The organism is Achromobacter deleyi, from assembly GCF_902859705.1.
In the GTDB taxonomy this organism is placed as follows: domain Bacteria; phylum Pseudomonadota; class Gammaproteobacteria; order Burkholderiales; family Burkholderiaceae_B; genus Achromobacter; species Achromobacter deleyi.
Genome location: NZ_CADIJO010000001.1, coordinates 108,792 through 122,194, shown reverse-complemented (window position 1 = coordinate 122,194; position 13,403 = coordinate 108,792). Strand labels below are relative to the sequence as shown.

General features: G+C 65.5%; 14 protein-coding genes and 2 tRNA genes. 4 read left to right on the top strand and 12 right to left on the bottom strand.

Annotated features, from left to right (window positions below; genetic code table 11):
- Window positions 1-29: 29 nt before the first annotated feature.
- Entirely contained in the window at window positions 30-824 is a 795-nt protein-coding gene (locus HV798_RS00580; protein WP_175190911.1) for an HpcH/HpaI aldolase family protein, read from the bottom strand.
- Window positions 825-982: 158 nt separating this feature from the next.
- Between HV798_RS00580 and HV798_RS00575 the strand changes: the two genes are divergently transcribed.
- Window positions 983-1,462, top strand: a complete 480-nt coding sequence (locus tag HV798_RS00575) for an Lrp/AsnC family transcriptional regulator (RefSeq protein WP_025136953.1) — start codon at window positions 983-985, stop codon at window positions 1,460-1,462.
- Between the two features lie 93 nt (window positions 1,463-1,555).
- Here HV798_RS00575 and HV798_RS00570 read toward each other — a convergent pair whose 3' ends face one another.
- Window positions 1,556-2,155 (bottom strand): nitroreductase family protein, encoded by a 600-nt coding sequence (locus tag HV798_RS00570; protein ID WP_175190910.1) that lies wholly within the window; start codon window positions 2,153-2,155, stop codon window positions 1,556-1,558.
- A 312-nt stretch (window positions 2,156-2,467) separates the two neighbouring features.
- On the opposite strand from HV798_RS00570, the gene HV798_RS00565 reads away from it, so the two are divergent.
- Window positions 2,468-2,773: a hypothetical protein gene (locus HV798_RS00565; protein WP_175190909.1), complete on the top strand. Its 306-nt coding sequence runs from the start codon at window positions 2,468-2,470 to the stop codon at window positions 2,771-2,773.
- Between the two features lie 68 nt (window positions 2,774-2,841).
- Here the strand turns inward: HV798_RS00565 and HV798_RS00560 are convergent, their stop codons facing one another.
- The 9 genes from HV798_RS00560 to HV798_RS00520 form a co-directional block, all read right to left on the bottom strand.
- Window positions 2,842-3,843, bottom strand: coding sequence for a hypothetical protein (locus HV798_RS00560; RefSeq protein ID WP_175190908.1), 1,002 nt, complete (start codon window positions 3,841-3,843; stop codon window positions 2,842-2,844).
- A gap of 203 nt (window positions 3,844-4,046) precedes the next feature.
- Window positions 4,047-4,131 (bottom strand) — tRNA-Leu (locus HV798_RS00555).
- 103 nt (window positions 4,132-4,234) lie between these two features.
- Window positions 4,235-5,224 (bottom strand): Bug family tripartite tricarboxylate transporter substrate binding protein, encoded by a 990-nt coding sequence (locus HV798_RS00550; RefSeq protein WP_175190907.1) that lies wholly within the window; start codon window positions 5,222-5,224, stop codon window positions 4,235-4,237.
- Window positions 5,225-5,356: 132 nt separating this feature from the next.
- Window positions 5,357-6,532 carry an alpha-hydroxy acid oxidase gene (locus HV798_RS00545; RefSeq protein ID WP_175190906.1) on the bottom strand — a complete coding sequence of 392 codons (1,176 nt, stop codon included), beginning with the start codon at window positions 6,530-6,532 and terminating at the stop codon, window positions 5,357-5,359.
- A complete protein-coding gene (hglS, locus tag HV798_RS00540) occupies window positions 6,529-7,926 on the bottom strand; it encodes a 2-oxoadipate dioxygenase/decarboxylase HglS (RefSeq protein WP_175190905.1) in 1,398 nt (465 codons plus the stop codon). Before hglS ends, HV798_RS00545 begins: the two co-directional genes overlap by 4 nt.
- Window positions 7,927-8,006: 80 nt before the next feature.
- Window positions 8,007-8,948 (bottom strand): LysR substrate-binding domain-containing protein, encoded by a 942-nt coding sequence (locus tag HV798_RS00535; protein ID WP_175190904.1) that lies wholly within the window; start codon window positions 8,946-8,948, stop codon window positions 8,007-8,009.
- 153 nt (window positions 8,949-9,101) lie between these two features.
- Window positions 9,102-9,587, bottom strand: a complete 486-nt coding sequence (gene secG, locus HV798_RS00530) for a preprotein translocase subunit SecG (RefSeq protein WP_025136945.1) — start codon at window positions 9,585-9,587, stop codon at window positions 9,102-9,104.
- A gap of 21 nt (window positions 9,588-9,608) precedes the next feature.
- Complete coding sequence (tpiA, locus tag HV798_RS00525) at window positions 9,609-10,355, bottom strand: triose-phosphate isomerase (protein WP_025136944.1); 747 nt, start codon at window positions 10,353-10,355, stop codon at window positions 9,609-9,611.
- 128 nt (window positions 10,356-10,483) lie between these two features.
- Window positions 10,484-11,461: an NAD(P)H-quinone oxidoreductase gene (locus HV798_RS00520; RefSeq protein WP_175190903.1), complete on the bottom strand. Its 978-nt coding sequence runs from the start codon at window positions 11,459-11,461 to the stop codon at window positions 10,484-10,486.
- Between the two features lie 121 nt (window positions 11,462-11,582).
- Between HV798_RS00520 and HV798_RS00515 the strand changes: the two genes are divergently transcribed.
- Both HV798_RS00515 and HV798_RS00510 read left to right on the top strand, forming a co-directional pair.
- Window positions 11,583-11,672 (top strand) — tRNA-Ser (locus HV798_RS00515).
- A 177-nt stretch (window positions 11,673-11,849) separates the two neighbouring features.
- The gene (locus tag HV798_RS00510; protein ID WP_175190902.1) at window positions 11,850-12,482 is read left to right on the top strand and encodes a class I SAM-dependent methyltransferase; all 633 of its coding nucleotides are present in this window, start codon (window positions 11,850-11,852) and stop codon (window positions 12,480-12,482) included.
- On the opposite strand, the gene HV798_RS00505 is transcribed toward HV798_RS00510, so the two are convergent.
- Window positions 12,449-13,384, bottom strand: a complete 936-nt coding sequence (locus HV798_RS00505) for a hydroxymethylglutaryl-CoA lyase (protein WP_175190901.1) — start codon at window positions 13,382-13,384, stop codon at window positions 12,449-12,451. The genes HV798_RS00510 and HV798_RS00505 overlap by 34 nt on opposite strands.
- Window positions 13,385-13,403 lie beyond the last annotated feature (19 nt).

Below are 13,403 nucleotides of genomic sequence, written 5' to 3'. Positions count from 1 at the left end.
TGCCAGGAAGATGAGTCGTCAGCAGCCGCTCAGGCACACGCTGCCGCGAATTGCGCCCGGGCCTGCCGGGCACCGCGCGCCAGCCAGGCCACGTCGGAATGCAGCGCAATGAACTGCACTCCGCGCTGGCGATAGCGAGCCGCTTCCTCGGCGCTGTTGGCGAAAATGCCGACCGCCTTGCCATGGGTTCGTGCCGCCTGCATCACCGCATCCACGGCGTCGACCACGGCGGCGTGCGTCATGTCGCCCAGGTGCCCCAGGCTGGCCGCCAGGTCGGCGGTGCCGATGAACAGGCAGTCCGCGCCCGGCAGCGCGGCAATGGCGTCGATATTGCGTACCGCCTCTGCCGACTCGATCTGCAGAATCGCGCAGGCCTGCCCGTTGGCCTCGGCCACGTAAGCCGGGTCCTGGCCATAACGCCCTGCCCGCACCAGCCCGGCCACGCCGCGCAGGCCACCGTTGCCATTGGACGGAAAACGCATCGACGCAATCGCACGGCGCGCGTCGTCCACGGTGTCCACATTGGGAAACACGATGGTCTGCGCGCCGCAATCCATGGCGCGCTTGACCAGCACCGGATCGTTGGCCGTCACCCGCACGGCGGCATGCGTGGCCGCGCCCTGCGCTCGGGCGGCATCCACCGCTCGCAACTGCGCCGTGGTGCTGTCGACGTCATTGGGCGCATGCTCCATATCGACCACCAGCCAATCAAAGCCGCAGTGCGCAATGGCTTCGGCAACGGCGGGGCTGGCCAGGGTCAGCCAGCACCCTTCAGTGGGCGTGAGCGCGAGCAGGGCTTGGCGGATGGGGTTGGGATGGTTCACAGCGGCTCCTCTTGATCGATCTTTTTTCAGGGGTTGCAAACCCCGTTCAAGTTCGACAAAGATATCCGCGATCCGGCGAAGAAATTTCGTGATTTTTGGCCGGCTTGTGTAAAAATTTAGAATGAAATAGCCGCCTAGACAGATTTCTTGGATAAATCATGCAAAGCAAGAATTTCGACCCGACGGACATGCAGATCCTGGCCGCTTTGCAGGCCGATGGACGCCTGTCCAGCGCCGAATTGGCCGAGCGCGTTTCCCTCACGCCGTCACCCTGCTGGCGGCGGGTGAAACGGCTGGAAGACGATGGCGTCATCCGCGGCTACCGGGCCGATGTCGACGTCAAAAAGCTGGGGTTCGGCGTGACCGCCTTCGTCTGGATTTCGCTGGACAAGAAAGGCGCCGAACACGTCCGGGCATTCGAGGACGCCATCCGCACCATTCCGGAAGTACTGACCTGCCACTGCGTCTCGGGCCGCTACGACCACCAACTGACCGTGATCGCCCGCGACCTGGACACCTTCGGCGACCTGACGCGTTACGTGCTGGGCGCGCTGCCGGGCGTGAAAGAGGTGTACACCTCTTTCGTCCTGAAGGAAGTCAAAGGCGCCGGACAGGCGGTTTCTCTGCCGCTGGCCTGACAGACAACGAAAGCAAAAAACCCGCAGGGCCCGAGCAGGGCCATGCGGGTTTCAGCGTCGTTGCCGGGCGGTTGGCGCCCGGCAAGCGCGGGATCAGCCAAACACTCGGAAGCGCTCGGCGTCGTCCATGAAGGCCTTTTCGCCAAAGCCGTTCTCGTTCGAACCGAACGGCATCTGCGCGCGCAGCTTCCAGTAGGCCGGCACATTCCACTCGCGCGCCACGGCAGCGTCGATCAGCGGGTTGTAATGCTGCAGGCTGGCGCCGACACCGGCGTTGGCCAGAGCAGTCCAGGCCGACAGCTGGGCCATGCCGCCCGCTTGTTCCGACCACACCGGGAAATTGTCGGCGTACAGCGCAAACTTCTCTTGCAGGCCGCGTACCACGTCCTGGTCTTCGAAGAACAGCACGGTGCCCACACCTGCTGCAAAGCTCTTGAGCTTGGCTTCGGTCTTGTCAAAGCCTTCGGCCGGGGCCACCTTGCGCACTTCTTCAATGGCCAGGTTCCAGAGCTTTTCGCTTTCGGCGCCGAACAGGATCACCGCGCGCGAGCTTTGCGAGTTGAACGAAGACGGGCTGTGCTTGATCGCGTCCTGGATCAGCGTCGTCAGTTCCTCTTTCGAGGCGGTCAGGTTGCGGCCCAGCGAATACTGCGTGCGGCGCTTCTTCAGTGCGTCGATATATGCGTTGCTCATGAGGATATGCCTTTCGACTAGTAGATAGAGGGGTTGCCAGTGCACAAATTCTACTGGCCGCAGAAGACGCCGACCACCCGCAAAGCGCACTTTTTCCCGGAACAAACTGTTCCAGTTTTAGAGCGAATGGCCGGATGACGCTTCGATTGCGCGTCAGTGCGCCGCACAGGCATCACGCCGCCGGCCAACGCGCAGAACCTGGCCACGCCCTGTGATCAAGCCTTGCCGCGGTGGGGCATCTCCCTCCGCCCGGACGGCAACGACCACGAAATGGTGTCAGACTGCGCTTTTGCGCCCCCGGGGATCCGATCCATGCTCAAAGACCGCACGTTTCAGATAGGACTGGCCTTGTTTGCCGTCGTCGCCGGCACACTGATCTACTTGCTGTGGCCCAAAAGCAGCGGCTACCCGTCAATCGGCGGTGGCGGCTACGACTTGTCCGGCTTTGTCTACACGCTGTCCCTGTTGGCGTTCAGCGGCCTGTGGACGCTGGTGACCGTGATGGTGGCCTTGAGCCGGCGCGATGCCCTGGCGGCCAAGCGCTGGAACGGATGGGCCGCAGTCGGTGCCGCGACCTTCGTGATAGCGGCCGTGGCGTTTGGCCACAACCTGCGGTAGGAAGGCCTCGTCGCGACCACGCAACGATCCGTCACGACTGGAACCGGTCAACTCCCCGGGCGGCGGCGTTACGGCGAGCACATCTCGGCCCGATGTTTGGCTATATAGGCCTGGGCCTGCGCCCACATATCGTTGTGCGCGTCGACCGACACTTTGGCAACGTCATCGGACGCGAGGTCGCCAAAATAGTAGGCGATCTTGCGCCCAGCCAATTCTTCCTCGGTCAACGTGGACAATTCAGATTCCTCCACCCGGCCCCTGCGCTGATACGCCTTCAACGCATGGTTCGCCTGGCTCAATTTCTGATTGAATACCTCTTGGGCCATGGCGTGAAACCACGCTTGGGGCACGGCGGAAAAATAAGCCTGAAACACGGGATTGGCCGACCGGCCCAGCCAATAAGCCACGTCGTACCACTGTGAAAGCTGGTCGGGGGTCAAAGGAATATCGGTTTCCAATGATTCGAAAAGTGCGGCCTTGGCCGCATCGACTTGCGCGAACGCCTTGACGACGGAATCCAGTTGCCCTTCTTGAACCAGGGTTTTCTTCATCGCCATCAGCACCGCTACATTTTGCTGACCCTCGACCGGATCCACGGATTCCGTGAAGTATTGCTGCAACATTCCAAGCACATCGCGGGCATTGCGCAGCGGTGCGGTCTCGGCGCTTGTCATCCAGCGTAAAGAGCCCCGGTATTCGGCCTCTGACATCTGGTCGATAGCCCATAACGCCCCCGTATTGACCATTGCATTGGCCGGGCCTGGACGCTGAAGATAACGGTAATAGGCGCCGCCGACCGTCTCTACGTAAGCCCGATAGGTCGGGTCCAGCAGCCGCTCTGCTCCAGGCTTGGCGCAGCCCGAAAACACCACCGCGCGCCTCAGTTGGGGCTCCGCCTGAATCAGAACGATATAGCGCTCGCGCCAGGCTTCGTAGACGGACGGTGGACGCTTTTGCGCGTCCAGGAATTGCTGTTGACGCGGCGTGATGGCGGGCGTCGCGGCTTGCGTCAGCGACGGCCACGCAAGCGCCAACAGCGCGGCGCTGAACCACTTGATGTACATCCTCATTTTTATTGTCCTGACGCCCCATTTCCGACAAACGCGGCAGTGTAGGCCTGATTCACGCTATCCAATCGCTGGAAATAACCACTTTTCGCAGCGGGCGCCTGACCGCAAAAGCAAAAAGCCCGCTGAAACTTGCGTTTCAGCGGGCTTTATTTGCGACCTGCTCGGCTACCGTCTTCAAGACGGCGACCTGCACGAGGAATTCTTGGTGCCGACGGCGAGACTCGAACTCGCACAGCTTTCGCCACTACCCCCTCAAGATAGCGTGTCTACCAATTTCACCACGTCGGCAAATCTGACCAGAAAAGACGTGCTTTCCTGGAAAGTCGAACATTCTAACACGCAAATCGGAAATCTTGGCAACCGGGCCTGATCCGGCCCGGTACGCCCCGGATCAGTTGATCTGCAGGTTCGTCGCCTTGACGACCTCGCCCCACTTCTTCGTTTCGCTTTCCATGAAGGCCTTGAACGCTTGCGGCGTGTTGGGCGGCGGGGGCATCAGGAAGCCGTTGGTCTGGTAGTTGGCGGCCAGGGCGGCATCGGACGTCAGCGCCTTGTTGATGGCGGCGTTCACCTTCTGCACGATTTCCGGCGGGGTGCCCGCGGGCGCGAACAGGCCGAACCAGGCGGCCACGTCAAAGCCCGGCACGCCGGATTCGGCGATGGTGGGAATTTCCGGCGCGAACGGCACGCGGCTGGCGGTGGTGACGGCCAGGCCGGTCAGCTTGCCGGCGCGCACGTGCGGCAACAGCGGCGGCAGGTTGTCGAAGATCGAATCGACCTGTCCGCCCAGCAGGTCGGCCACGGCCGGGCCGCTGCCGCGATAAGGCACGTGCAGGATGTCGATGCCGGCCTTCATCTTGAACAGCTCGCAGCCCAGGTGCGCGGACGAACCGTTGCCGGGCGACGCGCAGGTCAGCTTGCCGGGGTTCTTCTTGGCGTAGGCGATGTATTCCTGCACCGACTTGACCGGCACGTTGGCGTTCACGGCCAGGATGTTGGGCACCACGTTCAAGAGCGCGACGGCGTCCAGGTCCTTGAGCGCGTCGTACGACATTTTCGAATACAGCGACTGGTTGATCGCGGTGGAAATCGAACCGACGAACAGGGTGTAGCCATCGGCCTGCGCACGGGCGACGGTTTCGGCGCCGATGTTGCTGTTGGCGCCTGGCTTGTTCTCCACCACGAAGGTCTGGCCGAATTCCTTGCCCAGCACGTCCGCGATCATGCGGGCGCTGATGTCGGTGGTGCCGCCCGGGGCGTAGCCCACGACCAGCCGGACGGGCTTGGACGGGTAGTTGGCTGCCTGGGCGTGAGCCTGCCCGGTCATGGCGCACGCGAGCACGGCGGCAACGCCGGCCAGCTTGGAATAGATTTTTTTCATGTCTCCTCCTGTCGATGAAAAGGGATCGGCGCGCACGCAGCGGCGCGCCTGTTTTTTGTTTTTCGGAACCACCCTGCCCCGTCAACGAGGCGCTGCGCCTTGCGCTCAACGCCTCGTCTGGCGAGGAACCGCCTAGGCCGGGCAGGCCACGCGCATCGGCGCAATCAGGTCGGATGTGACGTCCGCCAGCGTGCGGCAACCAAGCAGCGCCATGTTGGTCGAGATTTCGCTGCGGAATATCTCGGTCACCTTGCGGATGCCGGCATGGCCGCCGACCGCCGCGCCGAACAGCTGGGGTCGGCCGGTGAAGACCAGCGTCGCCCCCAGGGCCACCGCTTTGAGCACGTCGCTGCCGCGACGAAAGCCGCCATCCACCATCACCGGGAAGCCCGCGGGCACGGCTGCGACGACGTCGGGCAGCGCCTGCAAGGGCGAAATGCAGCCGTCCAGCTGGCGCCCGCCGTGGTTGGACACGATCACCGCGTCGGCGCCGGCCTCGTGCGCCAGGCGGGCGTCATCGGCGTGCATCACGCCTTTCAGGATGAGCTTGCCTGGCCAGTTCTGGCGAATCCAGCGAATGTGATCCCACGACAGCTTGTCGCGCTCGCCGCGAAAGCCGTTGGGCGGGTCCTGGGTGATGGGCGGGCCGATGTCTTCGTACAGGTTCGAAAACCGCGGCACGCCGCTGCCCAGCAGCGTGCGCATGAAGACGTTCAGGCTCCAGCGCGGATGCCGCATGCCGTCCAGCACCACGCTCGCGCTGAGCTTGAAGGGCACGGTGAAGGCCAGCTTCTGCAGGTTCTCGCGGTTGGCGCCCACGCAGGTGTCGATGGTGACCACCAGCACGGGAATCTCGGCGCGGCGCAGGCGGTCCAGCAGTTTGCCGATGCGGTCGATGTTGCCCGGCAGATAGGCCTGATACCAACAACGCTTGCCCGTGGCTTCCTGCAGCCGTTCCAGCGGCACGCTGGACGCGCCGCTGATGATGAAGGGAATCTGCGCGTCCTGGGCGGCGCGGGCCAGCGCCAGGTCGCATTCATGCATGACGATGGCCGAAAACCCGGTGGGCGCAAACCCCACGGGCATGGCGTAACGCTCACCGAACAGGCTCACCTGGCTGCTGCGCTGGTCCACCACGCGCAGGCCACGCGGGCGAAAGCCGATATCGTTCGGGGCGCGCACGCTCTCTTGCAGCGACGCGCCGTCTTCCGTGCCGCCGCAGACGTAGCCTTCGACGCAGCGCGGCATGATGCGCCGCGCCTCGCGTTCGAAGTCCCGCACCGACAGGCAGCGATCCAAACGGCTCATGCGGCCACCGGCGTACCGGCGTGTGCGCCCAGCGCTTGCAGGCAAGCGGCCAGCGAGCGGTCCTGGGTGTCCTGGTACAGCGTCAGTTCGTCCTGCACCGCGGCGCCCAGCGCCTGTTCGAACGCCGTCTGGCTGGCGTTCTGCGCGTATTCGGCCTGGGCCTTGTCGCCCAGGTTCGACTGGAAGATGCCCGCGGCGCTGACCGGCAGGAAGTCTTCGTACACCAGCGGTTCGAAACGGATGTAGCCCTGGTCGATCAGCGTGCGCAGGTCGCTGTCCGGCGCCGCGCCTTCCTTGCCGGTCAGGAAATAGCGGAAGTACGCCAGCCCCTGGTCATGCAGTTGCGCGTAGTCGTCCGGGAACGTCGCAAAACAGTCCTGCAGGTTCTGCATGTAGGCATCGGCGTTGCTTTCGTTGGGCGCGCCGCTGATGCGGCTGCGCGCCAGGTCCAGCAATTGGTCGTACAGGGCCCGGCCCTTGCGGGTCAGGGCCACGCCGCGCTGCTCGATCTCGCCGAAACGGGCGGTGTGGCTGCCCACGGCCGCCTTGCCGTCGGCGCCCGCAAACCAGACCGATTCTTCCAGCGCCTTGAAGCTGGTCTGGCGCAGCAGGATCGGGCACTTGCGCGGCGGCGGGCCTTCGATGACGGCCTTGGCCGACACGCCGCGGCGCGGCATCTCGGCCTGGGCTTCGTCGATATCCAGCGTGCGCGGAGTCAGGTGATTGATGTGCGGGCCCTTGAAGGCCACCACGTCGGCGATCAGGCGATGCAGGCCGTGCAGTTCACGGTAATCGTCCAGGCTGACGGTGGCCTCGCTGTGCCAGCGGAACGTATGCAGGGCCTCGGCCACGAATTCGCGGGCGTCGGCATCGTTCAGGCCGCCTTGCGTTTCGAACTGGCCGGCCAGTTCCAGCGCGCGGGCCGTGAAGATCTGGCGCGCGGCCAGGATGCGGGCGGCTTTTTCGCGCAGGGCCGCATCGTCGATCAGTTCCAGGCGCAGCAGCGACGTGAAGACGCGGAACGGGCTGGTCTGCAGCGCGGCTTCGTGGGTCGCCCGAAACGCCGTGGAATGCACCGGCACGCCGGCCGGCGACAGGTCGTAGTAGCCCACCGGCTGCATGCCCATCACGGCAAACACGCGGCGCATGTTGGACAGTTCTTCCGCCGTTCCCACGCGGATGGCGCCGTGGCGTTCGATGTCCAGGCGCTCGATCTCGCCGGTGCGCGCCAGTTGCGCGGCCAGGTCCGGCTGTTCGGCCAGGGTCTTGGCGTTGACGTCGGCCACCAGGTCCAGCAGGGTGTCGTACAGGGGCACTTCCGACTTGTACATGTCGGACATGGCGCGGGAGAACCAGGCGCGGACCTGATCCGGATTGACGAAATTCTGACTCATGGCGGACTCGGCACATCGATAAACAAGATGGCCCGCATGAAATCATGCCCGGCGGGGGCAATCAAATGAAAAAAATCGGCCTAATCAGTCCGTTTTTTCATGGATCGCGCGCGCCGGGCGTCGGCCGCGCGCTTTTGCTCGGCCTCGCCTTCGACCCAGGCGACGAATTGCTTGATCTTGGGCACTTCGGCCGAATGCTCGGAATACGCCACGAAATAAGCGCCATCGCTGGGCTGCACATAGCCCCAGGGAATCACCAGCTTGCCCGCCTGCAGCTCTTCTTCGGCGAGCAGCCTGGGCGTCAGGGCGATGCCGCAGCCGCCTTCGGCGGCGCGCACGCACATGTAGAACGTGTCAAAGCGCGGGCCGTGGTAGCTGCGGTCGGACTGGAACTGCTGGTGCGAGAAATAGTCGTGCCAGGCTTCCGGGCGCGAGGCGCACTGGATCAGCACCTGCTGGCTCAGCGCATCCAGGCTGGCCACCTGGTTGCCGGCCAGGAAACCAGGCGCACAGACGGGCACGACTTCAGCACCGAACAGCTCGCGGCACTGGGCGCCCGGCAGGGTGCCGTGGCCAAAAAAGAACGAAATGTCGATCTTGGCCTGCATCAGGTCGAACGGCCGGGTCTCGCTGCGCACCTTCACCTGGATATCGGGATGCGCAGCCATGAAGCGCTGCAACCGCGGAATCAGCCAGCGCGAACCGAAGGTCGGCTGGGTGCCGATGGTCAGCACCTGGGTTTCGCTGCCGTAGGTCAGGATGTAGCGCGAGGACATGTCGACCTGGTTCAGGATGGCCCTAACCTCGGACTGGTACAACGCCCCCGCCGGCGTCAATTGCAGGCGCCGGCGCACCCGCAGGAACAGCGGGTTGCGCAGCAGCGCTTCGAGTTGCGCGATCTGCTTGCTGATCGCGCTCTGGGTCATGTGCAGTTCTTCGGCGGCGCGCGTGACGCTCATGTGCCGCGCTACCGCCTCGAAACATTGCAGCGCCATCATCGATGGCATCAAACGCTTTTCCATGGGGCCGATCCGGATATTCCTGGCACGGCAGGCTGGCCGGGAAAGTGGCCGGCCGCCGCGCCTGGCGCATTATCGCAGGCGGCGCGGCCGCCCAGGTTTGCCGCACCCATGAAAAAAGCCGGCTTGCGCCGGCTTTTTCCCACTGCGAAAGACTTACTTCGCAGGCGTTTCGGCGGGCTTGTCGCCGGCCGCGGGGGCCGACGGCACCGACGCGTCGGGCTTGGCGGCCGGAGCCGGCGCCGAAGCGGCGCCCGGAACCGACGAAGCCCCCGGCACCGAAGCGCCACCCGGCACGGACGACGCACCCGGCGTGGCGGGCGCTGCACCCGGCACTTGCGGCACCGAACGGTCGGCCGGGAAGCTTTGCATCACGCCGCTGTCGACAGCGGTGGCACCCGTGCCCTTGTGGCTGACATAAGCCAGGCCAGCGGTGGACGCGAAGAAGACCACGGCGGCCCACTTGGTGGCGCGCGACAGGAAGTTGGCCGCGCCGGTGGCGCCGAACAGGCTGCCCGACGAGCCGCTACCGAAAGCGGACCCCATGTCGGCGCCTTTGCCCTGCTGCAGCAGGACCAGCACGATGATAGCCAGCGCCGAAATCACTTGGACGGCCAGCAGAAGTTTGAGCATCAAGGGCATTACAGACTCCGGAACGGAAACTTAGATGGCGGCGATTCGCAAAAATTCTTCGGCCACGAGCGACGCGCCGCCGACCAGGGCTCCGTCGATATCAGTCATGGCGAACAAACTGGCGGCATTGGCAGCTTTGACGCTGCCGCCGTACAAAACTTGCACCTGGGCCGCGCCCAGCGCGGCCAAGGCGGCGCGGATGGCGCCGTGGACTTCCTGCGCCTGCTCGGGGCTGGCGGTGCGGCCGGTGCCGATGGCCCAGACGGGCTCGTACGCCAGCACCATGCGCGAGACGGCCTCGGCGCCCAGGGCCAGCACGGGCTTGAGCTGGCGCTCGATGACGGCCAGCGTGTTGCCGGCTTCGCGGTCGGCCAGGGACTCGCCCACGCAGACCACCGGGGTCAGGCCGGCTGCCAGGGCAGCGCGGGCCTTGTCGGCGACGATCTGGTCGGTTTCACCGTGCAGCACGCGGCGCTCGGAGTGGCCGGCCAGCGCGTAGCGGCAGCCGAATTCCTTGAGCATGGGGCCGGAGACTTCGCCGGTGTAGGCGCCCTTGTCGTGCGCGCTGACGTCTTGCGCGCCCCACGACACGGCGCTGCCGGTCAGGGCCGACGCGGCCTGGGCCAGGTACGGAAACGGAACGCAGACGCCGATCTCGCAGTGGCTCGCGGCATCCGCGGCGCGCAGCTCGGTCAGCAACGCAGCGTTCTCAGCCAGGTTGCCGTGCATCTTCCAGTTGCCCAGCACGAGGCGGGCGCGGTTTTCGACTGAAGTCATGGCGCAAATGTCAGAGTGGATGAACCCGCGGGAAAAGCACACGCCCACGGGCTGGCCTGGAAATAATTCCAGGCGAAACCCGAGATTGTATCCTGTTGCGCGGCGCTGCGCCGGACGCCGCGCGTTTCTTACATCGTCAGGATGATTTTGCCGATGTTCTCGCCGCTTTCCATCATGGCGTGGGCCTGGGCGGCCTGGGCCAGCGGGAAGGTGGCGTGGACGATGGGCTTGATGGCGCCCTGCTCGAGCAGGGGCCAGGCGTGCTGGCGCAGCGCCTGGGCAATGGCGCCCTTGAAATCGACGGGTCGGGGACGCAACGTGGAGCCCGTGATGGTCAGGCGGCGGCGCATGACCTGGCTGGTGTCCACATTGGCCTGGGCCCCGCCCAGCTGAGCGATGATGACGATGCGGCCGTCATCGGCCAGGCACTGCATGTCGCGGGCGATGTAGTCGCCGGCCACCATGTCCAGGATCACGTCGACGCCGCGGCCGCCGGTGGCGTCCTTCACTTCCTTGACGAAGTCCTGGGTCTTGTAATTGATGCCCAGGGTGGCGCCCAGGGCTTCGACGGCGCGGGCGCGATCGTCGCTGCCCACCGTGGCGTAGACCTTGTGGCCCAGCGCGCGCGCCAGCTGGATGGCCGTGGTACCGATGCCGCTGGCGCCGCCGTGCACCAGCAAGGCCTCGCCGGCCGACAGGCGGCCGCGGTCGAACACGTTGCTCCAGACGGTGAAGTAGGTTTCCGGCAGGCCGGCGGCTTCGATGTCGGACAGCCCCTTGGGAATGGGCAGGCACTGGGCGGCAGGCGCGACACAGTATTCGGCGTAACCGCCGCCGGCCACCAGGGCGCAGACCTTGTCGCCCACCGAGAAACCGCTGCCGGCCAGGTCGCCGCCGACGATTTCACCGGCCACTTCCAGGCCCGGCAGGTCGGACGCGCCGGGCGGCGGGGCGTAGTTGCCCTTGCGCTGGAACACGTCGGGGCGGTTCACGCCCGCGGCGCTGACTTTGATCAGGACTTCGCCCTTGCCGGCTTCGGGCGTGGGGCGTTCAACGGGGACCAGGACCTCGGGGCCGCCCGGACGGGAGATTTCTACAGCGTGCATCGCGTGCCTCCTTCGCAGCAAATAGATTATTATTGCGCCCTTTACGGCAGGTCGCGTTTTCAACGGGCAGAGTGTTTGCCTGGCGGCCGGATCGCCGCAGCAGCAGTACATTGCAACACCAGGAAGCGTGGCAGAGTGGTCGATTGCACCGGTCTTGAAAACCGGCAAGGGGTTAAACCCTTCGTGGGTTCGAATCCCACCGCTTCCGCCACCCCCTCCCCCATCTCCCGGGCGCGAGGCGTGCAAGCAAACTTGCACTTCATCAGGCTGTTTTTTGTTAACAGCTGAACAACTCCTGAACGAAACGGAATTCGTCTAAGATCGGCGCATTCCGGGCGGCAGCGGTGGCAAGCCCGGCAAAAAAACCGGCGATACAGCCAGGTTGACCATGCCCAAACTGAAAGACGCATTGAAGTCAGGTTTGTTTCGCCTGTCTCCCGCGCTGGCGGCGCGCTGCGGCGTGCAATTTCCCTTGCGGGCGCCCAATCGGGCATTTCTCGAACAGCAGGTATTCGGCTACCTGAACCACCTGGCCGATGGCCCGCAAGGCCCGGGACGCTGCCTGTTCCTGGGCATGGGCGAATACACCTGGCATTACCCCCGGCTGCTCAAGCCGCAATTCCATTCCCTGGACATGGACCCCGCGCAGGCTCGCTACGGCGTGCCCGGCCGGCACCTGACGGGCAGCGCCACCGAGATGGCGGCGTTCTACGAACCTGGCTTTTTCGATGTGGTGGTAGCCAACGGCCTGATCGGCTATGGCCTGAACGACCCGGCCGGCTACGAACGCATGCTGCAGCAGTGCCACGCGGTGCTCAAGCCCGGCGGCCTGCTGGTGCTGGGCTACAACGACACGCCCGAACGCGCGCCGTTCCCGGTGCACATCGACGCCCTGGGGCTGTTCACGCCGATCGTGCCGCCGATCCCCGGGGTAGTCCACTCGCGCCATCCCATGCGCGACAAATACCACCACGTGTTCATCTTCGGTCAGCGGCGCGAAGCCGAGGCAATCGCCGCGTAGGTTTTCGGTATTCCCGCCGCCGCCACGCCGCTGCGCAAGGTTTCCTCGGGCAACGACGTCGCCAGCAGGTCGCGCGCGGCCAGCAGTTGGCCCAGGTCCACGCCGGTCCGGTAGCCCATGCTTTCCAGCATGAACACCAGGTCTTCGGTGACGATGTTGCCCGACGCGCCCGGCGCGAACGGGCAACCGCCCAGGCCGCCCAGGCAGGCGTCGAACGCGCGGATGCCTTCGTCCAGCCCGGCCAGCGCATTGGCCAGCCCCAGCCCCATCGTGTCATGCAGATGCAGCTTGACCAGCCTTGCGCCGATGGCGTCCTGCGTGGCCCGCACGGCATCGCGCACCAGCGCCGGGTGGGCATAGCCCACCGTGTCGGCCAGGGCGATCTCGTCGGCGCCGGCGCGCGCCACCGCCGCGGCCACCTGCGCCACCCGCCGCACCGGCACCGCGCCTTCCATCGAACAGCCAAAGGCCGTGGCGACGGCCGCGTCCACCCGCACCGGCCGCGGCTGCGCCCGCAGCCAATCGACCATGGCCGCCACCGCCTGCACCTGCGCGTCCGTGCCCTTGCCCACGTTGGCGTGGCTGTGCGTGTCGCTGACCGACACCGGAATGGCGATCACGTGGGCGCCCGCCTCGTACGCCGCGATGGCGCCCTTCAGGTTGCAGGCCAGCGCGCACACGGTCACGCCGTCCAGGCCCAGCGTTTCGGGCAGCACCTGGCCCGTATCGGCCATCTGCGGCACCAGCCGGGGCGAGACGAAGCTGCCCACCTCGATCTCGCGCAAGCCGGCCGCGGCCAGCTGCCGTATCCAGCGCAGCTTGTCGGCAGCCGGCATCATGCCGCGCGCCATCTGCAACCCGTCGCGCGGGCCGACCTCGCACAGCCTGACTTCCTGATCCATGATGGTTTCCTTGTTCAAT